Source organism: Kitasatospora sp. NPDC023118, from assembly GCF_055560875.1.
Genome location: NZ_JBVHHW010000037.1, coordinates 18,511 through 37,488 on the forward strand (window position 1 = coordinate 18,511; position 18,978 = coordinate 37,488).

An 18,978-nucleotide genomic window follows, 5' to 3' on the forward strand; every position below is an offset into this window, starting at 1 on the left:
GTAGGCGTCGGTGTAGAGGCCGGTGAGCGCCTCTGCGAGCGCAGGCCCGGCGGTGACGTCCTGTCCGCTGAGCCAGGTGACGGCGGCTGCGGTCAGGGCCTGCTCGTCTGTTCCCTGACCGCCAATGCTCGCGCCGAATGTGCGGGCGAGCCGTGCTGCGGCCGTCGCGGTGAGTGCGGTGCCGAGCGCGGCGGCGATCAGCGGCGCCCAGTGACGGGCGGTGCGCTCATCCTGCTCCCAGCCCGGCCAGCCGTCAGGGCTTTTGGGTCCACATCACCGGCCTTCGCCACGTCCGCCGGGTCGTCCAGGCCGAGTGCGGCTAGAACGTCGGGAAGGCCGGCCAGCAGCTCCGGCCGCACTGCGGGGTTCCCGGCGAGCAGCGCCGGGTCCCACCACGCGATCGCCTCGACGTGATCGCCGTCGGGGTCGTCCGGGTTGTCGACCTGGTCGCGGCCGCCGGCGATCGGAACCATGTCCTCGGAGTCGACGGCCCACACAATGCCCTGGTAGATCCCGTCCGGGCTGGTCCACGAGCCGGTGCACGCTCCCGGAGGAGGGATGCAGCCGGTCTCCTCGGCCCATTCACGCCAGGCACCCTGCAACGGCGTCTCGGCACCTTCGAGGTGGCCGCCAGGGAACTCCCACATGCCGGCCGCAGGGTCATCCGGGTCGAGAGCGCGCTGGATCATCAGGACGCGGCCGGTGTCGGCCGCCTGCACGGCGAGCCCGGCGACGGCGACCTCGCCAGCGGCCTTGCGGACGGCGAGGCGACCGCTCTGGTTGAGCCGCCGCGCGCGGGACGGTGCGGCGTGCTGGAAGGTGAAGTCCCGCCAGCGACCGTCACGTCGCCGGGCACGGGCGAACCGGTGGAAGGCCGCCAGCTCCTGCTTGGCCAGCCCCTCGCGGTCCTCGTCTTCGTCCTCGTCGTCGACGCCCACGAGGTCGTAGCCGGTGATGCCGGTGGCCGAGGTGATGCCGCCGGTCGGCGTTGCCGGCACGGCCGCGGCGTCTTTGGCCACGTCCGAGGCGTGGACGAGCTCGTTGTACTGCGCCTGGTACGCGTCCTCGGCGGCGGCCGACGCTGCCTGGTCGGTGCTGCCGGGAGCCGGCACAGTTCCGGGCGGGGGCACGAACGGCTGGTCCAGGACGGGCTGGTCCTTGGCCGGGCCGTACGTCTCGGGGTCGACCTTGCCGGCGATGCCGTCGATGGCGAGCAGCGGGATCGGGCCGACGCGGGGGGTGCTGAAGAACCGGGGGGTGGGCCGGGTCGGGTCGGCGGGCAGGCCCAGTAGCACCTCGCGGCCTTCGTCGGCGGAGGCCATGCCGGTCTCGATGTAGACCTGCCACGCCTGCGCGAGCTGCAGGCGGTCCTCCTTTTCCTGCCCGGTGTCGAAGCTGAAAGCAATCGGCAGACCGAGGTCGTCCTGCAGGAAGCCGCTGAGGACCGACTGGATGTAGGCGATCAGCGGGAGGTCGCCGACGCGGTGTTGGACGTCTCCTTGTGACTCGGAGGAGGACAGGTTGGCGGTCTCGGTGAACCCGAGGTCCGTGGGGACGACGTGGTAGGCGGCGCAGGTCTTGCGCATCAGGAACAGGGAGAAGGTGTCGGAGAAGTCCTTCTCGTTGCTCCAGGTGATGCCGGAGCCGCCGGGCATCCACTTGATCTGGTGCCGGGCGGCCTGGTCGCCGAGCATCATGGCGTCCCACACGGACTGCCATTCTTCGATCTGGTCGGGGGTCCAGGTCTCCGGTGCGGACGCGAACGCCTCCGGCACGTTGCCCTCGGTGAACCGCGCCAAGAAGTGGGACTGGAACCGCAGGTCGGTGTTGGCATTGAGGAGGACCGTCTCCAGCGGGGCGGTGCCGTACGGGCTGTTGGCGCGCGGCCGGAACGGCTGGTAGATGAGGTCGTTCCTGGTGAGCCAGTTCCAGGGGAGGCCCTGCACGTACTGGACGTAGCCCTCGGCGGGCGGCTCGGGGATGTTGCCCCAGTAGTCGAGCAGCGGGGCGATGGTGGTGCCGTCCACGACCCGAAGGCCGATGGCGTCACCGCGGCGGTTCCGCAGCCGATACAGGGTGCCCGCGTCGTACGCCAGGACGTCGTACAGCCATGTGGCCAACCAGTTCGCGAACGGTGTCTGCCGGTCGGGCTTGGCGAGGACGGCCATTCCCTTGGCGATGGCCGCTTCGGCGTCGCCGTGGAAGCCGCGGGCCGGGGTGAGGGCCCAGTCCAGGGCCCGGATGGAGTCGATCCGGTGCCAGATGCAGGCCTGCGCGACGTCGTAGGCTTCGATCAGCCCGCGCAGGGTGTGGAAGGAGACGCGTTCGTGGAGGCGGGGCCGGGCGGCGATGTTGACGCCGGTTTGGAAGTCCCGGCTGCGGGGCTGCCGCGAGTAGCCGTCGAACGGCATTTGCGGGGTGCCGGGCGAGAACGGTGTCTGGGAGGTCATCTGGGCGGCCTGCTCGGCCGCTTCGATCTGTGCGGGCACCCGATTGCCGGCCGCGAAGGCCTTGGCGATGCGATTCCGGATGCCCACGCCGCCTCCCGTCAGGGGTTATTGGCGCTGTTGGCGGATCGCGGCGTCGCGTGCTCGTTTGCGTGCTGCGGTGGGGTCGTCTGGCTTCGGTGCCGGGTCCGGGGCGTCTTTCGTCTCGGCGTTGGACGGCTGGGCCTGCGCGGCCTTGCGGCGCCCGTAGGCGAGCCACGCGTGCGCATCCAGGCCGTTGCCGTCGAAGAACGCCAGGAGCAGGGCGTCCGCGTTGTCGGGTGAGCGGCCGATCCGCTTCTTCGTGTCGGCTTTCGGCTCCACGACGATTCGGCCGGCGGCGTCGATCGAGTACTTCGGCGCGGTGAGCTGGGAGATGAGCCGTTCCCGGTCATCGGGGTCGAGTTCGGACAGGTCCCAGCCGCGGTCTTCGGACAGTTGCCGTCCGATCTGCCACCAGATCTGGGACCGCAGCCGGGCGAACTTGGCGGGCTCAGTGCTCGCCTCGGAGACATTGACGCCGATGATCTCCGCGTCGTGTTCACCTTGGGCCCGGCGTTCCCGCAGGGTCCCGACGATGCCCCAGCCGATGCCGATCGAGTCGACCTTCACCTTCACGGCTTTCGAATCGCGGATCGCCGCGACGATCGCGTGCACGACCTTGGTGGGGTCCTTTTCGCGGCTGCGCCACTCGCGGCCGACGCGAACACCGCGGCGTTCCCGGATGACGGTTTCATCGCCGCCGGCGCCGAGGTCGACGCCGAGTTCGACCGGCGCGAGGTCCGTGTACCTGAGCGGCTGCTCCGGGGGGAGCGCGCAGGCGCGGATCGCAGAGAGCCGTACGACGCCGTCCTCCGCATCGGACGGGAACTCTCCAAGGACTTTGGAGATGTAGGTGGGGGACTGCTCGCCGAACTCGGCCCGCATGTCCGCTTCGTAGGCACTGGAGACGAGCATCGGCCGCAGCTCGTCCGGCACAGACTCGCTGGTGAAGTTCGGGGTGTCGAACGCCGAGATCCGAATGACGTTCCACCGGTCCGTGTTCGCGCAGACCCGCGCGAACTGGGAGCCGGGATCGTCGGGGTTGCCGATCGCGAGGATCCGGCAGTGCTCGCCGGTAGCGATGGCGTTCGCCGCAGTCCAGAACTGCTTGTTGATGCCGCAGGCCTCGTCGAGGATGACCAGGACGTACTTGGCGTGAATGCCCTGGAACGCGTGCGGGTTGTAGTCGCTCGGTTTGCGCCCGAAGGCGATGAGCCGCTTGCCGAGCTTCCAGTCCGTCTCGTTGATCCGCCCGGGCAGCGGGGTGCCGCGTGCGGCGGCGGTGGAGAACGCCGCGTTGATCTCAGACCACAGAATGGCCTTGACCTGGTCGCCGGTCGGGGCGGTGGTGACCACACGGGCCTCGCCGGCCGGATGGGTGTCGAGCCACCATGCGGTCAGGCGCGAGGCGACGAAGGACTTGCCGACGCCGTGGCAACTCTGGACGGCTGTCAGCCGGTTGTCCCTCACGGAGGAGGCGATCTGGACCTGCTTCGACCAGAGATGCTCGCCGAGCTTCTCCCGCGCCCACAGGGCCGGGTCTGCGGCGTACTGGTCGACCCGCGCATGCTGCGCACCGTGCTCTTCGAGCCTCCGTGCGGCGAGAGCAAGGGGGTCTGCCCGCACCGGCCACCTCCTCGCCGCCTACACGGAGCGCAGGTGCCGCGCCGCGACCTTCTTGGCCTCCGCAGCCTGGACGCCGGTGATGCCGAGGTGGGAAAGAAGGGCGTCGATCGCCCCGAGGACTCGATCGGCTTGGGCCTCAGAGATCGCAGCCAGCCTCGCTTCGATGTCGAGCCGGGCGATGGAGGACAGCACGGTGTTCGCCCGGTCCATAGCCCGTTCGTAGAGCTGAACTTCGGCGCGGAGCTGTTCGGCGCCGGCATGGCCCTCGTAGCGGATCTCGTTGCCGATGCGGTTGACCAGGGTGGCGGTGGCGGTCTGCCATGCGACGACCTGGCCGGCGAGCTGCATGAGGGCCGTGAGCGGGTCGTCGACGGGTTGGACGTCGAGTTCGGCGAGCACGGCTCGGACCTCCCTCTCGGCGATCTCCTGGGCGGCCTTGACCTTTTGACCGGGGGTGTTGCCGCCGTGGAGGCGGCATCTTCCGGTCCCGGGATGGTCGGTGCCCCAGCCGGCGCGCAGGCCGCAGAAGTCGGCGGATTCCTCCTGCCTGGTCTTGGCTCCGCAGACGGGCTTGTTGCCGGCGGCCACGGTCAGGCCTGCGGGGCGGGCTTCTCGACGGCGGCGGATGCGGCCTTGGCATCGGCGACGGCTTCGGCGCCCATGGCCTTGACCTCCTGGGCGACGTCCTCGCTGATGGAGGCGGCGTCGGCCTTGACCTCGGCGACGAGCGGCCCGGCGGTCACGGCGATGTGGCGGGCGTCGGTGGTGACTTCGGTGGCGAGGGCGGTCTCGTCGCCGCGCAGGCGCGCCCAGAGGCTGTGGGCCTCGTCGGCGAGGTGGTGACCCTCGTTCTGGAGCTTGGTGGCGAGGGCGTGGAAGTCGTCGGCGATGGACATGCGGAATCTCCTTGTGGTGAGGGCGGGGCGGGTCAGTAGCCGCTTGGGATGAACTCGGCGGCCACGGGGGCGGTGATGTAGTCGGTGCGACGCGCCCGACAGGTAGGGCCGTCGTGCCACCAGCTCCGTTCGCCGAGCCAGGCGGGGCGTCTACAGCGTGAGCAGGTGCCGGGGATCGGGTCCCACTCGTCCGGGACGGTGAACGGCGCGTCCAGGGCACGCTGCGGGTCGGCCGTCACGAACCAGCCTCCGTCAGGGTGCGTGCGATCGCGATCCACGAGTCCGCGAGCCGCTCCAGACGTTCCATGACTGGCAGGTTGGTCTCCAACTCGGCGCTGCGTAGCAACCTGGCGGCATTGCCGAGTGCCGTCTCGAACGTGACGGGCTGGGCAGTCGGGGCGGGAAGTTCGTCAGCGGCCACGCACACCTCCGGCGGTTGATGGGGCTCGCGGCCTGGCGGGATGGTGGGGCCAGGCCGCGAGCCGGGGCCCGCCGCCCTCAGGGCGGGCCGTCCCCGCCGGCCTGCGGCACTATGCGCGGCACACGGCGGGGAGTTCAGGGGGTCAGGCGGCCTGAGGCCGGGCGGTGCGCATCTCGGCTTCGACCTGCAGTACCTCGGCGGCCCGGTAACGGGGCCTGGTGGCACGGGGGTTCACCGGCCTGAGCTTGCCGCGGTGCGCCCAGATCCGGATCCGCCCTGGAGGGACCCGGGCGGCTTCGGCGGCCTGCTGGGTGGTCCAGGTGAGGCTGCGGAGGTCGGCGTCGAGGTGGATCACGTGGCCTCCTCCGGGAACGACGAAGGCCCCGCGCCGCGTGAAGCGGCCGGGGCCTGGTCGAAGACATGGGGGTACGGGGAAAAGTGTTACATGCATTCCGGATTCGTCAAGCTGCGCGCTGGTTGGGCGTGTCCGCGGCGACCTCGCCAGCCCAGTCCTCGTACTCGGACGGGGTCATCAGCAGCCCGCAGTTCCGGCATTCGACATAGTCGGCGCCGTCAGCGAAAGCCAGGGACCGCCAGGCGCAGCGCTTGCACGGGGCCGCCTTCTGCTCCATGCGGTTGTCGCGGGCGGTGAACCGCTTCGCCGTGCGGTTGAAGGCACGGATCTGGGAGGCGGGATTGCCGCTGCCCTGCTCATGGGTCTCGCCGGCCGCGGGGTGGTGTTCGAGGATCCAGTCGAGATGGACTGTGAGGAAGTCCACGGTGGCCATGATGGTGGCGCCCTCCCGAACGGCGGCCGGGCGCGGGGCGAGGCCGCGCAGTTCGCGAACGTCGTCCTCGATCTCGGTCAAGCCACCGAGGATGTGGTCGACGAGGAGCCGCGACGCCTGGCCGGGCCAGGGCGCGACACCGGCGGGCCGGCTGGTGATGACGTCCGCCGGCCGGGCGGTGCCGTGGACCGCCTCCATCTGTATGGCGGTGAGGAGTTCGGGAAGCTCGATGAGGTCGGCCCGGGTGCGGTCCTGGCAGGTCTGGCAGTGGACGCTCTGACCCCAGGTGGGGGTGTAGTCGTGGGGGAGGCCGGTGTGTTCGGCGTCGCGCCAGGCGCGGTTACACGGTCCGGGGCACGGGGTGGGGGTCGTGTGCATGCTGGTCCTCCCGGGGCGGCGGGGTGATCAACCAAGTGTGGCACCGATCATGACGAAGCCCCACCTACAGCAGGTGCAGGTGGGGCGCCGGTCTACTGCTCGTCGGCCGGCGGCAGGTAGAACCGCTCGACCTTCCCGGCCTTCTCGGACAGGACTCCGTGTTCCCCCCAGGTCTCCAGCGCCCGCCGAATCGTGTCTCGGGAGCCGAACTGCCCGTGATCAACGAGGTCTTGCTTCGTGGCGAAGCCCTGGTCCTCGCAGAGCTGGCAGAACACCTTGTACAGGTTGGGCCATTCGTTCAAGGCGACCGGTTGCCCGTCCGGGTAGTAGGTGAGCGGCCGGGTCGGGACGCTCGGCTGTGGAGCCGGAGGTGCTGGCTCTTCGAGGCGTCTGGCGGGCGTGACTGGAATCGGGGGTGCGGCTGCGGCGATCTTTCGGTGCATGTACGCCGTCATCGCTTCGCCGGGCTCGAACCATTCCGTTGCGCCTACTCGGCACTCGTAGAAGTGTCGGTGGAGTGCACGCTCCAGGTCTCGGCCGCCAGCCAGGACGCAAGCGACGTCTTGAGGCCGAAGGGACAGCGCAGCCACCCGGGATCGAAGCGACGAGGTAAGGCCGATCTTTACTCGCGAGCCGTTGGTGATGAAGTACGTCACCGGGGCATGGCGGCCGTCCATCAGCGTTTCGGGTAGCAGCGACTCGGCCTGCTCGATTAGCTCGGCGGCTTGCGTCTGCGCGCTAGCTTCCTCGGCTGCCGAGAGCAGCAGGTGTCGGGTCGTGTCCTTCATGAGTCTCGGCAGCAACGCGGCCGCGACGACGAGTGAGTGACGCCGACAAAGAAATATTGCCCCGAGATCCTCGCCGATGTCCATGCAGGGTCCTTGCTCGTCGCGGCCTGCGCATCGCATCAGGTTCATGTTCTCCTCGGTCAGGCAGCGTTGGCGTGGCCAGCTATTGCGAACAGCTTCGAGCGGTCTTCGGTGATGCCGACCTCCACTACCCAACCGCGGGCCTTCCACGCCTGGATCGGGTCTGAGATCGACTTGCGGGTGTTCAGTCCCGTCAGCCAGTGGGCCATGATGGGCGTCTCCCTGCTCAGTGATGGGTGGTGGAGGGCCCGGGGCGGCCGGCTTGCTGGCAGGCGTGGCGGCCGCCCCGGGGCGAGGTCAGGCGGCCGGCAAGAGGCCGTACCGCCGGGTGATCTCGCGGCGCGTTTCGTAGATCTGGTCGACGAGACGGCGTCGCTCATCCGCCTCGAAGGCGCACTCGATGAAACGCTGCTGCAGCTCCGTGAGCCTGGCCTCGGCGGCAGCGAGCTGCTGGTCGATGGTCATCACGCGTTCTCCTCGCGCTGGCGGCGCATCTCGGCCTTGATGTCGTCCTCGGTGGCGCCGAGGGCGAGCGCGTCGTCCATGGCGCGGAGCGCGATGTGGGGGTCGGTGAGGCAGGCGGGTCCGCCGTGGGCAATGACCTCGCGGGCCGCATTGGCGATGGCTTCGGTCTTGGTCATGGTTTCTCCGGTGTTGGTAGGTCGTCGGGTAGGGAGGCCCGGTAGGGGGCTGGTAGGGATGCGGTAGGAGGGGCTCTGACCTGCGGTTCCTACCGCCTACTGGCTGGCTCGGGGGTGGGCCGCGGGTGGCTGTGGGGAGCCCGTTCACGCGGCGCTGTGGACGATGGCCGGGACGGGCGCGGGGTCGGCCTCGGGGAGGTCGGTCAGGAGGACGGCTTTCCGGTTGCGGTCCTTGCCGTCGACGGTGAGCTTCTTGCCCTCGACTACGCGGACCCCGAGGGCGGCCAGTTCGTCGCCGAGGTCCGTGACGGTCCAGCCGTCGAACTCGCCCCGCTTCTGGCCCTCGTCGAGGATGGCTTGGAGGTGGGCGGCGGTGCCCTGTTTGGTGAGGCTGGCGGTGTGCCGGATGAGGGCCCACAGCACGTTCTGGGCGGGGGCTTCCTGGATCCATTCGCCGTCGTCCGGGATGGACTCCTCGGCGCCGGCCTTCCGGTCGGTGGTGGCTGTGCCGGGCGTGTTCGCGTTGTCCTGGCCGATGATCAGGGCAGCCAGCACCCAGAGGGTTGCTGCCCCTGCAAGCAGGGCGGCGTGGTGTCCGTGGAGCATTGGCCACACGACGACGGCGGCGACCACGGCGCATCCGGTGGCGACCAGGACGGGGTGGGTGGGCCGCTCACCCTTGAGCGCTTCGAGCGCTGCCGCCCGCTCTTCCGGGTTCTTGATCTCGCGGGCTTTGGCGCGGCGCTCCTTCCATGCCGCTAGGGCTTCGGTGTGGCCTGCCTTGGCGTCGGCGTGCCGGGCCTTGAGCGGGGCCAGCATACGCCGGTTGCCCCGGGCGAACGCGGCCAGCGAGACCCCTTCGAGGTAGCGCTTCATCAGGCACCGAACAGGGACTTGAGCACGGAGCCGATCACGGCGAGGGGCAGCGCCCACAGCCCACCGGCCGCGGCGTACACGCTCGGCAGGGTGGGCCCGAGGATGCTGTCCAGGATCGGCCGGGGCTTGGTGCCGAAGAGGATCAGGGTCAGGATCAGAGCGACCGCGCCCACGCCGACGGAGCCGAACGCGGCGGACTGGGAGGTGAAGGCGTGGGTGATGGCGTCGCCGACCTTGCCGGGCGCACTGAACGCCTGGCCGGCCCCGGCGGCAAAGATCCCGAAAAGGATCATCCACCACGCGGTGTGGCTGTCCTCGTGCTTCTCGGCGAGCTTGCCCTTGCCCCGGTGGCCGATGATCACCCACACCGCGATGGCCAGGCACACGCCGCCGGACCCGAATGCGCCGAACAGCTCGGACATGATGGTGAACTCCCTTGGTGTCAGTGGTGGATGAGGTGGAACACGTGGCCGCTGGCGGCGAGCAGCCGGTCCAGGTGGAGGAGTGAGGCGAGCACAGAGGAGATGGGCACGCGGGCGATCAGCACGCCGCTGATCCGGCGCCAGTTGCGCCAGCCGCGCAGGTCGGTGATGTGGATAGCGTTGTTCCAACCGCCGCGCAGGCGAAGGTCGAGCCAGTACGCGGCGGGCAGCGCGAATAGTCCGGCGACCAGGGGCGGGAGGCTGCTGACCCACTGGACCAGGCCCACGCCGTAGCCGACGCTGGCAGACAGGGCGGTGAGGGTGCACCAGTGGCGGAAGCGGCGGGCGCGCTCGCCGGGGTCGGCCTTCCACAGCCGCGATGCGGCGCGCTGGGCCTTGCGGCGCTGGGCTCGGGCCTCGGCTCGGTGGCGCGCCTTCCGCTGGTCCTCGGTCTCCCCCGCAGCTTTGTACTGTTCCTCGCGTTCGGCGTGTACGCGGGCTTCGCGCTCCTCGGGCGTCTCGCTGATCAGCGTGCCGATGGTGTGGCCCATCCGGTCGGCGAATGCCTGCCAGTCGAATGGAGCGGACGCGTCCTGCGCTGCGTCCTCGGTCTGGACCTTGGTGTCGTCCTTGCGGAGGTCGACGGGCTCGGGCTCGGGAGCGGGCTGGCTCCACGGGCCGCCCTTGCTCCACCACTTGGCGCCGGGAGGGGAGCCGATGGTCGGCGGCTGGGTCGGGGGCGGGGGGACGGTCACCGGTGCCACCCCCGGGCCAGGATGCTGACGCCCCACACGGCCAGCGTGAAGTCGGCCAGCCAGAGCAGGTAGACGATCACTGGTCTCTCCGTTCAGGGAGAAGGGGCCCGGACGGAGCCGAGCCCGGACAGCGGGTCAGGAAGAGCGCCACCAGACGCGCGGGGCGGGGGCCTGGCCGTAGGCGGCGCGGTCGCGGGCCTGCTCGCGGCGGGTGAACGCCTGCTCGCCGTCGCGGGACGCCTTGCGGACTGCCTCGGCGCGGCGTTGCTGGCCGGTCGGGGTGGTGTTGGCGGTCTGGTCGCCGGTGAGCTTGGACCAGAGGCCCATGGCTATCTCCTGGTGTGGAGGGTTGGTTGGTGGCGTTGTGGGCGTGGGCCGGCGTGGCGGGGCCCGTACGCGCGGGGGTGTCCTTCAGGCGTAGCCGCCGTTGCCGTGGCGGCGCTCGTACTCGGCGCGCTGCTGCTCGGTCTGGGCGGTGGCCTCGGCGGCCTTCTTCTTGGCCTTGGAGAGGCGGTGCCGGATGTAGGCGGTGTCGGTGGGGCGGCCGTGCTGGGCGAGGGCGGTGGCGATGGCGTCGGCGGGGGTGTCGAGGCCGCCGAGGTGCCGGGCCATCTCCATGATCGCGGCGGCCTTGTTCAGGCCTTCGAGCTGCGGAGCATTCGGTACCGCATTCGGGCGCATCTGGGCGCCGATGGCGGGCGCGGGCGCTGCCGGGGGCTTGGGGACGCGGTTGAGGGTGATGGTGGGGACGGCGGCTTCGCTGAGGATGAGTGCGACGTCGAGGGTGGAGACGGTGATGCCGTAGGTGGCGAGCATCTCGGCGAGCTCGGCGTGGTTCATGTCGGGGTGGGAGGCGGCGGCGATCTCGACGGCGTCGGCGGGGTCCATCTTGCTGAACTTGTCGCGCAGTAGTGCGCGGTGGTCCTTGCGTTCGACGGCGGATGCGGGCGGATGCGGCACGGATGCGCCGCTGGTCACGTGGGCGACCGCTTGCTTCTTGAGGGCCCGGTAGGCCTTGCCGCCGGCGAGGGCCCAGCCGAGGAAGCCGTAGGCCGGCATGCGCATGGGGGTCTCGCCTCGGGTGCCACGGCAGGCGGCTCGTTCGGCCGCCCAGGAGAGGGCGGAGACGAGGAGGAAGGCGACAGCCGGGGATGCGTACAGGACCTCGGCGGGCCGACCGCCTCCGGTGAAGCGGGCGTGGACGAGGTTGAGGTAGACGGACAGGCCGGCCATGCCGAGGGTGGCGAGGATGGGGGCGGCGGCGGAGCGGTCGTCGCGGACGGCGTCGGTGGCGAGTTTGAGGCAGACGTAGGCGACGCCGTCGTAGACGAGGCCGGCGGCGATGGCGAGGAGGGTGGGGACGTCGTAGTGGCGGGCGACGACGTAGAGGGACCAGGCGGCCATGAGGGCGGCGGCGGTGCGGACGAGGTTCATGGCTGCGGTCCAGCCGATGGGGTCGGCGGTGTCGTCGGGCGGGGTGGCGGTGGTCATGGCTGGGTGCTCCGGGGATTCGGGCGTGGCGGGGTGGCCGGGCCCGTGCTGAGGGCGGGCCCGGCCGGTTCGGGGAGGGGTTACGCGGCGTAGGCGAGCCGCCGGGTGGTGGCCTTGTCGTGCTGCTGCTGGACGTCGTCGAGGCAGTCGAGGCAATACGGGCGGCCGGCGTGTTCGCGGATGTCGCGGTGGGGGACCTCGTCGGGGCAGGTGGTGCAGGGGACGAGGTCGGTGCAGGGGGTCACGCGTCTTCCCCGAAGGCGCGCCACGCCGCGGGCCTCGAAGCCGGGTCGGCCCAGTCGAGGCCGATGCTGGGCGCGCCGATGAATGTGGTGGGTTCGGAGGGCTCGGGCTCGCGGAGATTCGCGGTCTCGGCCTTGAGTTCGGCGGAGAGCTGGGCGAGGTCGACAGGCTCGTTCACCGGGTGCCTCCGCTGGGCTGCGGCGCGCGGGTGGTGGCGGCGGGCTGCCTGTAGTGGCTGGAGCCCGGGTACGAGCTGGTGCTGGTGTCGCGGGCCGGCAGCGGCGGGGTGGTGTCGTTGGGCGGGGTGGTGACACTACGATCGGGCATGGTCCTGTCCTCGTGCTTAGCGGTGGAGGGTGGGACTGGCCCCGGCCATGTGGCGTCGCAAGCGCCGGCCGGGGCCTTTGTGTTGCAAGCACTGATGAGTGCCGCATTGCTCCCACTGTAGGGGTCCCCTACAGTTAAGGCAAGCGGCCGCTACGAGAAGGGGCCGAAATGGGCGACGAGGAGGTGCGGCAGGTGACCAACGCCCTCGATGCGGTCGAGAGAATCGAAGACCTGGAAGAGCGAGTCCGGGCTAAAAGCCAGATCATGGCCGACCAGGTGAAGCGCAACCGGGCATGGGCACAAGAGCGCAAGGAGCTGATCGAGCGTCTGCACGGCGAGGGCCACTCCTATCGGGCCATCGCCGACCGGCTGGGCATCAGGCTGAGCACCGTGCAGGACGTGTTCCGTGGCTATACCGGATCGGGCACGGCTCGGCCAAAGAAGACGACTGCAGAGCCTCCGCAGCCGGCCTGACGCATCGCCACTTATCACGGCCCCGCCCAACTGGGTGGGGCCGTTGTTATGCCGTTGACCTGCGGCGCATTCGCCGCGTATCAGTGCCGCATCCATGCGGCGGATGTAGGCGGAGTGGATGACCGCGCAGGTCCTGAGCGTTGTGGTGGACTTCCCGCCCCAGGAGGCACGTTCATGCGCTCTGCCCGCTTCCAGTGGCTCCTCCTCGATGCCGCCGCCAGTCTGCCTGGCGCCGCGGCGAAGACCTTCGGCGACGCTGGCAGCTGCCGGCCTCCGTACGGTGTCGTCGTCGAGGCCAGCGGCCGGACGACCCGCTGGCAGATCGTCGTGGTGAGCACGCTCGGCGAGCAGTGGGGCGATCGCTCCGACCCGGAGCCGTCCCTGGGGGAGAAGCCGGTCGGGCTTGCGATGCCGGCAGAGGTGAACGACCTGGCCGCGGTCGAGCGCGGACTTGTCGCCGCTCCTACTGGCCGCGGACCCGGGCGAGACCGCCGCGGTCGACGTCTACTCGGCGCGGCCGACCCCGCTGGTTGTCGGCCGCGGCACCACCGTCGACCTGCACGACAAATCCAGGGCGTTCGTCAACCACGTGCGCTGAGAACGCAGCTGCGCCCCACCCGGAGATCCGGAGTGGGGCGCAGCTGTGCGTTCGGGGTCAGCCCATGTGCGTGATGCTCACCAGGGTGATGACGCTGGTCTCCTCGTTGATCAGCAGCACGGCGATCGAACGAGACAAGACCAGCATCCGGGTAACACCGTCGTCGATCCCGTACGGCTGAGTCCCCGCCTTGGGGTCTGGCAGGATGTCGTCCAGGGCCAGCGTCAGCTCGTCGGCGGCCGCCTGGGGCAGACTGGCACGCACTGCACGAACGGTGCGGTCCTGATGGAGGCGGTAGATCATGGTTCGTGATCCTGTCCTACGCTGACGGGGCCCATAGGGGCTCCTCCGGGCCGTTGGGCAGCCCGGTCACGGGGTTGTCGCGGTCAGCCTAGTGAACACCCAGCGTCGATGTGCGGGAAACAGTGAGTCACGCGGCGCTGCGCGCCCGGAGCTTCTCTGCGTCGGCCCTGACCTGCTCCGTTACGTCCTCCCACTCTCCGGGGGTGGGCTCGCCGGAAGCCGCGGCAGCGGCAATTTCGCGCGCACGTTCGACGCCCGCAATCGTGGACTCGGCGATCCCCTGCCACTTCGCGAACACTGGAAGCAGCTGCGCAGCCGGCGCCTTGTTGATCTCCCCGAGGAACCGCTGGGTCAGGTCAGGGGACCCCAGCGCGTCACTGATGCGCTCGATGGTCCACAGCTGGTCGCTCATTACAACTACTCCCGGGGAGTCGGGGTCCTTGGCAGGGTGGCTCGTTCGACTGTGCCAGCGCGGCAGAACGCTGGCGCCAAGCCACCGTAGCGCTTCAGCCGTTCACTTCGTGGCAGGTGCGCGAATCTCGCGACCTCGGCTCACCCCCACGCGTGGACGAGGGAAAACCTGTACGTCACCAAGTCTGAGGTGCCAGCCAGGGCGCAGCGGCGAGCGGTTGACCATCGTCACCCGACTGCCAGGATTGCGCCAGCCTGCGGGTCCGGTGTCCCTCGGTCGCCGCAGCGCCTGGTTGCGCTGGCGCGCCCTCCATACTGCCAAGCACCTACGAAATCTCGTACGTTGGTAGATGGTCGGCAGGCCCGGGACGTCGATCACCTGCTTCGACCCGTCTGCTAGGCCTGCTCGCCTGCTTCGCGCGCCTCCAGCAAGCGCGGCCCCGGCTCTGCGCCCTCACGTCCCGGTGCGGCGGGGCCGAGCCACCCCTCCCGGCGGGCTCGCACTACCCAGCGCGACACGGTCGGTTCTGGCTTGTCGAACCGCTCGGCCAGCCGCTTGATCGCCCCGCGCGGCTTGCCTGACCCAGTCTCCTTGAGGTAGCCCTCGGCGACGTCGCGCAGCAGGGTATCGGTCAGTGGTGCGCGTCCCGGTCGGGCAGTTTCCGGTCGCGACCCGCGGGTGAACTGTGCGGACTCGTAGCCGAGTGAGGGTCTGAGCTCTGGGATCTCCGACGCTTCGAGCCAGGCTTGGACCGCGGATGTGATCGCGCCGAGGGGGATGCTGCGCAGCATCTTGGATGTGATGGTGGCGCCTGGGTTGTCGGGCTGGATTTCAAGATGGGAGACGGCGAGGCCGTTAGGGCCGCGAGTGACTGTTGCGGCCCAGCTCCATCCGTCGCGCTGGTGTTCCTGGACGAGTGCGACGTGGCCGGCTTCAAGCTGCGCGGGGTCGGTGACGCGGACGACCTGGAAGTCTCCGATCGCCTGGTCGCTATTTCCGGTGGGGTGCGCAGCGGTGGGGTTCACCTGGGCAATCTGACACCGGTGCAAGTTTGACGTCAACTGGCGCTGACCTGCGCGGATGACCTCAGGGCATTAATGATGCGGTCGGCGCACGCCATTGACTGTAGTGATGCTGTACGCCTACCATTGCGAATATGGAAACGACAGCCGACCGGCTGCGTGCACGCATGCGCGTCCATGCCGCCCTGCCGCCGCCCGCGCGGCGCGCCGAACTGCGTCGCCGCCACGGACTCTCCCAGCGCGAGCTCGCCGAAGCGGTGGGCGTCACCGAAGCCGCCATCGGCCACTGGGAGCGAGGGATCCGCCAGCCAAAGGGCGACCGCCTTCGCCGCTACATCGAAGCTCTTCAAGTGCTCGAACAGGCTGTGGCCTAACCGAAAACGGCAAAGGGCCCGGTGCGTCAACACCGAGCCCCAAACCTCATCCGCACCCGCACAGGCCTAGGAAACCTGGGTGCAGAAAGGAACGGCACCATCATGGCAGCTCTTCTTGAGAAGTGCACCGGTACCCCGGCCGCGCTCGCCGGCATCCTCCCCGACGACGCGCCGAACCCCGTGCGCTTCCTCCCCATCCACGAGGGCATCTTCGGTGCCTACTCTCCGGCGCAGATCACTCGCGCTGGCGCCTGGGCGATCATGACCGCCCTGTTCGGTCCGCTGTTCGACGTCACCCCGGAGGCGGCCCGATGAGCGCCCTTGTCGCCCGGCCGACCGAGACCGCCGGGATCAACCTCGCGCTGTACCGCCCCACTCCTGCCCGTTCCCGAGCCCAGTTTCTGCGCCTGATCGCCTGGGCGAGGCGTGTCGGTGACGAGCACGGCCGGCGTCTGTTCGAGGCGCGGCTTCGGCGTCCGGTGGGCGGCAACACGGTGGGGGAGTGGGCGTGATGGAGCTCCAGTCTCTTCACAAGGACCAGCCGGGGGCTGTGGCCCGTACCGTCGCGCTTGCTGAGAACGCCCGCACGCTCGGCTTCGTGAACGTCGAGACCCGCTACGAGCCGCAGACCGGCTACCACACCGTGACCGCTCAGCCGCCCTCCGGGCAGGGCCGGGAGGGGGAGCAGTGAAGGATCGTCTCCTCCGTCTCCTCGGCAAGCAGCCCCCGGTAGAGACGCCGCCGGTGCGTTATCTGCCGCTGCTGGAGACCTCGGCGCCGGCTTCGGTCCCTGTGCCGAGGCGGGACAGTGAGCCGCGGCCGCTTGAGTCCTACGAGTTGCGGGTGAGCGCTGCCCGCAGTGGGACTGTGGCTTGCCTGCTGCTTCCGGGACTTTCCGGTGGCGCGACTTGGGCCCTCATCAGCTGATCTACTGCCGCACCTACCGGTGTCCTGCCGGTCACGGCTGGAGCTTCGAGACCGATGGCGGCTGACCTGTAAAGGATCGACCGGATCCTCGGCCTGAACGCCTCTTGGGCCGCCCTGAGTTGGGCGGCCCCACCATCTTCTTTCACCTTCACGTGCAGCTGGAGAAGCCGTGTACCTGCGTACCCCCGTGCCCGCGTTGGCGGTGTCGTGATGGGGATCAAGCTGATCGTGGAGTTCATGGACCACACTCCGGCGGGCCTGACGCCATCAGAGTGGAAGGCCATGATCGTGGTCCTGGAGGATGCGAACGACGGGACCAGGCTCACCTGGTCGGCGATGACGGACCCGCGGATTGTTCGCCGGGTCGGGTTGTCGCCTGAAGGCTGGAAGAACCTGCGGGCTGCTCTGGTGCGTAAGGGTGCGCTGGAGGTGGCGGTTGCGGGACGTCGGGGGATGGCCGCGAAGTACCGGGTTCCGCGCTTCGCACCGTTGGGGCATGGGATTGATGCCGAAACGGACTTGGGGCATGAATCCGATGCCCCAATGGGCCCGTTGGGGCATGAATCCGATGCCGAAACTGCGGCGTTGGGGCATGGAGCCCATGCCGAAAGCGACCCGATAGGGCATGAGTCAGATGCCGCAAAGGGCCAATGGGGCATGGGATTGACCCCCCCTACCCCTCATTACCCCTCAACTACCTCCCCCTCCAGAGCGCCAGCGCCCCGCGAACCCTCCCCGCCCGCCCTCCCTAACCACCCGGAGGAGGAGGATCCGAACCAGAACCTCAACCGCGCCAGACTCCTCCTCGGCCGCCTGCCAGCCCCCTGGGCCCTCGGCCCGCTCGACGCCCGCGGCCTCGCCCCCCGACTCGCCGCCGCTGCGCAGCGCCTCGGCTGGAAGCTCGACGACCAGCTCGTCGCAGAGCTGTGCACCAACCCGGTCGGAGTGACCAACCCTGCCGAAGTCCTTGGCAAGCGCCGCATCCCGAACCTCCGCCCCTACGCCGAGGTTCACGGCCGCCGCGGCAACCTCCCCCCGGCCTGCCAGGAGTGCCTGGACGAGAACCCGCACGCCGCCCACAACCCGCGCTGGCGCACCCGCAACGGCCAGCCGTGCCCCGACTGCCACCCGGCCGCCCGCCCCGCCGCGGCCTGACTTCCTGGAGCCCCTTGTGGCCATGCACCTCGTTCGTCCCGGCCAGCCTGACGAGCTCGACGAGCCTGGATCCGACGTCATCCCGGACGGCGGCCCCGACAACCTGTGGGCCGAGCAGGGCGTCCTCGCCGGGATGCTCTTCGACCGGGATACGGTCGGCGACGTCTGCTCGACACTCAAGCCGCGTGACTACATGCGGCCCGCGCACGAGACGATCCACCTCGCGATCGTGCGCCTGTTCAGCCGCGGCGAGCCCACCGATGTGATCGCCGTCGGCGCGGAACTCACCCGCACCGGCGACCTGCAGCGTGTTGGAGGCGCCCCGTACCTGCACACGCTGGCGCAGGCCGCGACCATGTCCGCGGACCCGGTGTACTGCGCGGGCATCGTCCACGAGCAGGCCGTGCTGCGCCGCCTGGTGGAGGCCGGCATGCGAATCGCGGGGATGGGACGCGCCGCCGAAGGCGACGTCCGGCAGATCGTCGACGCCGCGCAGAAGGTGCTCTTCGCCGTCGCCGACGAGCACGCCGAGGAGGACATGCTCTCGGTCGCCGACACGATGGAGGCGCACCTCGACGAGATCGAGGGCCGGCTTGCGAACAAGGGCAAGCTGGTTGGTGTCCCTACCGGGTTCGCGGATCTGGATCAGCTGACCGGGGGTCTGCGGCCGGGCCAGATGATCGTCGTTGCCGCGCGGCCGGCCATGGGTAAGTCCACGCTGGCGCTGGACATTGCCCGTGCCGCGGCGATCCATCACAGCATTCACACGGTGATTTTCAGTCTGGAGATGAACCGGGGTGAGATCCTCGACCGGCTCCTGTCCGCTGAAGCGCGCGTGCTGCTCAACCGGATCCGTTCCGGTGAGCTCAACGACACCGAGTGGGAGCGGATCGCCCGCCGCATGCCGGCCATCACGGAGGCGCCACTGACGATCGACGCCTCCTCGAACCTGACCGGCATGGACATCCGCACCAAGGCCCGCAGGCTGGCGCAGCGGCAGAGCCTCGGCCTGATCGTCGTCGACTACCTGCAGCTGATGCAGTCCGGCGGCGGGAAGGCCGAGAACCGGCAGCTTGAAGTGTCCGAGATCTCCCGGGGCCTGAAGACGCTGGCGAAGGAGCTGAACGTGCCGGTGATCGCCTTGTCGCAGCTGAATCGTGGCCCGGAGGCGCGCACGGACAAGCGGCCGGTGGTGTCGGACCTGCGTGAGTCGGGGTCGATCGAGCAGGACGCGGACATGGTGCTCCTGCTGCACCGGGAGGACGCGTACGACAAGGAGTCTGAACGCGCAGGCGAGGTCGACGTGATCGTCGGGAAGCACCGAAACGGGCCGACGTGCACGATCACGGTCGCAAACCAGCTCCACTACGCGCACTTCGCCGACATGACCCGCGCCGACGGGTAGCGGCGGACGTCGGTAACTGCCGCCGCATCAAGCAACTTTGATCGCAT

31 protein-coding genes are annotated in these 18,978 nt (G+C 69.7%); 8 read left to right on the forward strand and 23 right to left on the reverse strand.

Features of this window, described 5'->3' with window-relative positions:
* Positions 1–197: 197 nt before the first annotated feature.
* From ACZ3UD_RS32845 to ACZ3UD_RS32940, 20 genes are all read right to left on the reverse strand, one after another.
* Positions 198–2,537, reverse strand: coding sequence for a phage portal protein (locus tag ACZ3UD_RS32845; RefSeq protein WP_465596030.1), 2,340 nt, complete (start codon positions 2,535–2,537; stop codon positions 198–200).
* Positions 2,538–2,555: 18 nt separating this feature from the next.
* Positions 2,556–4,154, reverse strand: a complete 1,599-nt coding sequence (locus tag ACZ3UD_RS32850; RefSeq protein WP_465596033.1) for a hypothetical protein — start codon at positions 4,152–4,154, stop codon at positions 2,556–2,558.
* Positions 4,155–4,172: 18 nt separating this feature from the next.
* Positions 4,173–4,742: a hypothetical protein gene (locus ACZ3UD_RS32855; protein ID WP_465596036.1), complete on the reverse strand. Its 570-nt coding sequence runs from the start codon at positions 4,740–4,742 to the stop codon at positions 4,173–4,175.
* Positions 4,743–4,744: 2 nt separating this feature from the next.
* On the reverse strand, positions 4,745–5,050 hold the full coding sequence (locus ACZ3UD_RS32860; protein ID WP_465596038.1) for a hypothetical protein: 306 nt from the start codon (positions 5,048–5,050) through the stop codon (positions 4,745–4,747).
* A gap of 32 nt (positions 5,051–5,082) precedes the next feature.
* Complete coding sequence (locus tag ACZ3UD_RS32865) at positions 5,083–5,289, reverse strand: hypothetical protein (protein ID WP_465596041.1); 207 nt, start codon at positions 5,287–5,289, stop codon at positions 5,083–5,085.
* Positions 5,286–5,471: a hypothetical protein gene (locus tag ACZ3UD_RS32870; RefSeq protein WP_465596044.1), complete on the reverse strand. Its 186-nt coding sequence runs from the start codon at positions 5,469–5,471 to the stop codon at positions 5,286–5,288. Before ACZ3UD_RS32870 ends, ACZ3UD_RS32865 begins: the two co-directional genes overlap by 4 nt.
* A 142-nt stretch (positions 5,472–5,613) precedes the next feature.
* Positions 5,614–5,826 (reverse strand): MerR family transcriptional regulator, encoded by a 213-nt coding sequence (locus ACZ3UD_RS32875; protein WP_465596047.1) that lies wholly within the window; start codon positions 5,824–5,826, stop codon positions 5,614–5,616.
* Positions 5,827–5,932: 106 nt separating this feature from the next.
* Positions 5,933–6,637 carry a hypothetical protein gene (locus tag ACZ3UD_RS32880; RefSeq protein WP_465596050.1) on the reverse strand — a complete coding sequence of 235 codons (705 nt, stop codon included), beginning with the start codon at positions 6,635–6,637 and terminating at the stop codon, positions 5,933–5,935.
* A 92-nt stretch (positions 6,638–6,729) separates the two neighbouring features.
* Positions 6,730–7,509: a GIY-YIG nuclease family protein gene (locus ACZ3UD_RS32885; protein WP_465596053.1), complete on the reverse strand. Its 780-nt coding sequence runs from the start codon at positions 7,507–7,509 to the stop codon at positions 6,730–6,732.
* Positions 7,510–7,565: 56 nt separating this feature from the next.
* Complete coding sequence (locus tag ACZ3UD_RS32890; RefSeq protein WP_465596056.1) at positions 7,566–7,715, reverse strand: hypothetical protein; 150 nt, start codon at positions 7,713–7,715, stop codon at positions 7,566–7,568.
* Positions 7,716–7,803: 88 nt separating this feature from the next.
* A complete protein-coding gene (locus ACZ3UD_RS32895) occupies positions 7,804–7,971 on the reverse strand; it encodes a hypothetical protein (protein ID WP_465596059.1) in 168 nt (55 codons plus the stop codon).
* The gene (locus ACZ3UD_RS32900) at positions 7,971–8,147 is read right to left on the reverse strand and encodes a hypothetical protein (protein WP_465596062.1); all 177 of its coding nucleotides are present in this window, start codon (positions 8,145–8,147) and stop codon (positions 7,971–7,973) included. Before ACZ3UD_RS32900 ends, ACZ3UD_RS32895 begins: the two co-directional genes overlap by 1 nt.
* Positions 8,148–8,291: 144 nt before the next feature.
* Complete coding sequence (locus tag ACZ3UD_RS32905; protein WP_465596065.1) at positions 8,292–9,023, reverse strand: hypothetical protein; 732 nt, start codon at positions 9,021–9,023, stop codon at positions 8,292–8,294.
* On the reverse strand, positions 9,023–9,445 hold the full coding sequence (locus tag ACZ3UD_RS32910; RefSeq protein WP_465596068.1) for a hypothetical protein: 423 nt from the start codon (positions 9,443–9,445) through the stop codon (positions 9,023–9,025). Before ACZ3UD_RS32910 ends, ACZ3UD_RS32905 begins: the two co-directional genes overlap by 1 nt.
* 20 nt (positions 9,446–9,465) lie before the next feature.
* Positions 9,466–10,200 (reverse strand): hypothetical protein, encoded by a 735-nt coding sequence (locus ACZ3UD_RS32915; protein ID WP_465596071.1) that lies wholly within the window; start codon positions 10,198–10,200, stop codon positions 9,466–9,468.
* Positions 10,201–10,335: 135 nt separating this feature from the next.
* A complete protein-coding gene (locus tag ACZ3UD_RS32920; RefSeq protein WP_465596074.1) occupies positions 10,336–10,527 on the reverse strand; it encodes a hypothetical protein in 192 nt (63 codons plus the stop codon).
* 84 nt (positions 10,528–10,611) lie between these two features.
* Positions 10,612–11,691 (reverse strand): hypothetical protein, encoded by a 1,080-nt coding sequence (locus tag ACZ3UD_RS32925; RefSeq protein ID WP_465596077.1) that lies wholly within the window; start codon positions 11,689–11,691, stop codon positions 10,612–10,614.
* A gap of 80 nt (positions 11,692–11,771) precedes the next feature.
* A complete protein-coding gene (locus ACZ3UD_RS32930; protein ID WP_465596080.1) occupies positions 11,772–11,936 on the reverse strand; it encodes a hypothetical protein in 165 nt (54 codons plus the stop codon).
* Complete coding sequence (locus tag ACZ3UD_RS32935; RefSeq protein ID WP_465596083.1) at positions 11,933–12,112, reverse strand: hypothetical protein; 180 nt, start codon at positions 12,110–12,112, stop codon at positions 11,933–11,935. The genes ACZ3UD_RS32930 and ACZ3UD_RS32935 overlap by 4 nt, the downstream gene beginning before the upstream one ends.
* On the reverse strand, positions 12,109–12,261 hold the full coding sequence (locus ACZ3UD_RS32940; protein ID WP_465596086.1) for a hypothetical protein: 153 nt from the start codon (positions 12,259–12,261) through the stop codon (positions 12,109–12,111). The genes ACZ3UD_RS32935 and ACZ3UD_RS32940 overlap by 4 nt, the downstream gene beginning before the upstream one ends.
* Positions 12,262–12,429: 168 nt before the next feature.
* Here ACZ3UD_RS32940 and ACZ3UD_RS32945 point away from each other — a divergent pair, with 168 nt between their 5' ends.
* Positions 12,430–12,735, forward strand: a complete 306-nt coding sequence (locus ACZ3UD_RS32945) for a helix-turn-helix domain-containing protein (RefSeq protein WP_465596089.1) — start codon at positions 12,430–12,432, stop codon at positions 12,733–12,735.
* 451 nt (positions 12,736–13,186) lie between these two features.
* Positions 13,187–13,333: a hypothetical protein gene (locus ACZ3UD_RS32950; protein WP_465596092.1), complete on the forward strand. Its 147-nt coding sequence runs from the start codon at positions 13,187–13,189 to the stop codon at positions 13,331–13,333.
* Between the two features lie 57 nt (positions 13,334–13,390).
* Here ACZ3UD_RS32950 and ACZ3UD_RS32955 read toward each other — a convergent pair whose 3' ends face one another.
* From ACZ3UD_RS32955 to ACZ3UD_RS32965, 3 genes are all read right to left on the reverse strand, one after another.
* Entirely contained in the window at positions 13,391–13,636 is a 246-nt protein-coding gene (locus ACZ3UD_RS32955) for a hypothetical protein (protein ID WP_465596095.1), read from the reverse strand.
* 127 nt (positions 13,637–13,763) lie between these two features.
* Positions 13,764–14,048 carry a hypothetical protein gene (locus ACZ3UD_RS32960; protein ID WP_465596098.1) on the reverse strand — a complete coding sequence of 95 codons (285 nt, stop codon included), beginning with the start codon at positions 14,046–14,048 and terminating at the stop codon, positions 13,764–13,766.
* A gap of 395 nt (positions 14,049–14,443) precedes the next feature.
* Entirely contained in the window at positions 14,444–15,073 is a 630-nt protein-coding gene (locus tag ACZ3UD_RS32965; RefSeq protein WP_465596101.1) for a hypothetical protein, read from the reverse strand.
* Positions 15,074–15,204: 131 nt separating this feature from the next.
* On the opposite strand from ACZ3UD_RS32965, the gene ACZ3UD_RS32970 reads away from it, so the two are divergent.
* From ACZ3UD_RS32970 to dnaB, 6 genes are all read left to right on the forward strand, one after another.
* Positions 15,205–15,444 (forward strand): helix-turn-helix domain-containing protein, encoded by a 240-nt coding sequence (locus tag ACZ3UD_RS32970; protein WP_465596104.1) that lies wholly within the window; start codon positions 15,205–15,207, stop codon positions 15,442–15,444.
* 102 nt (positions 15,445–15,546) lie between these two features.
* Positions 15,547–15,759, forward strand: a complete 213-nt coding sequence (locus ACZ3UD_RS32975; protein ID WP_465596107.1) for a hypothetical protein — start codon at positions 15,547–15,549, stop codon at positions 15,757–15,759.
* Positions 15,756–15,956, forward strand: a complete 201-nt coding sequence (locus ACZ3UD_RS32980) for a hypothetical protein (RefSeq protein WP_465596111.1) — start codon at positions 15,756–15,758, stop codon at positions 15,954–15,956. Before ACZ3UD_RS32975 ends, ACZ3UD_RS32980 begins: the two co-directional genes overlap by 4 nt.
* The gene (locus tag ACZ3UD_RS32985) at positions 15,956–16,135 is read left to right on the forward strand and encodes a hypothetical protein (RefSeq protein ID WP_465596114.1); all 180 of its coding nucleotides are present in this window, start codon (positions 15,956–15,958) and stop codon (positions 16,133–16,135) included. Before ACZ3UD_RS32980 ends, ACZ3UD_RS32985 begins: the two co-directional genes overlap by 1 nt.
* 446 nt (positions 16,136–16,581) lie before the next feature.
* Positions 16,582–17,526 carry a hypothetical protein gene (locus ACZ3UD_RS32990; protein WP_465596117.1) on the forward strand — a complete coding sequence of 315 codons (945 nt, stop codon included), beginning with the start codon at positions 16,582–16,584 and terminating at the stop codon, positions 17,524–17,526.
* Positions 17,527–17,548: 22 nt separating this feature from the next.
* Complete coding sequence (dnaB, locus tag ACZ3UD_RS32995; RefSeq protein ID WP_465596255.1) at positions 17,549–18,931, forward strand: replicative DNA helicase; 1,383 nt, start codon at positions 17,549–17,551, stop codon at positions 18,929–18,931.
* Positions 18,932–18,978: the final 47 nt, after the last annotated feature.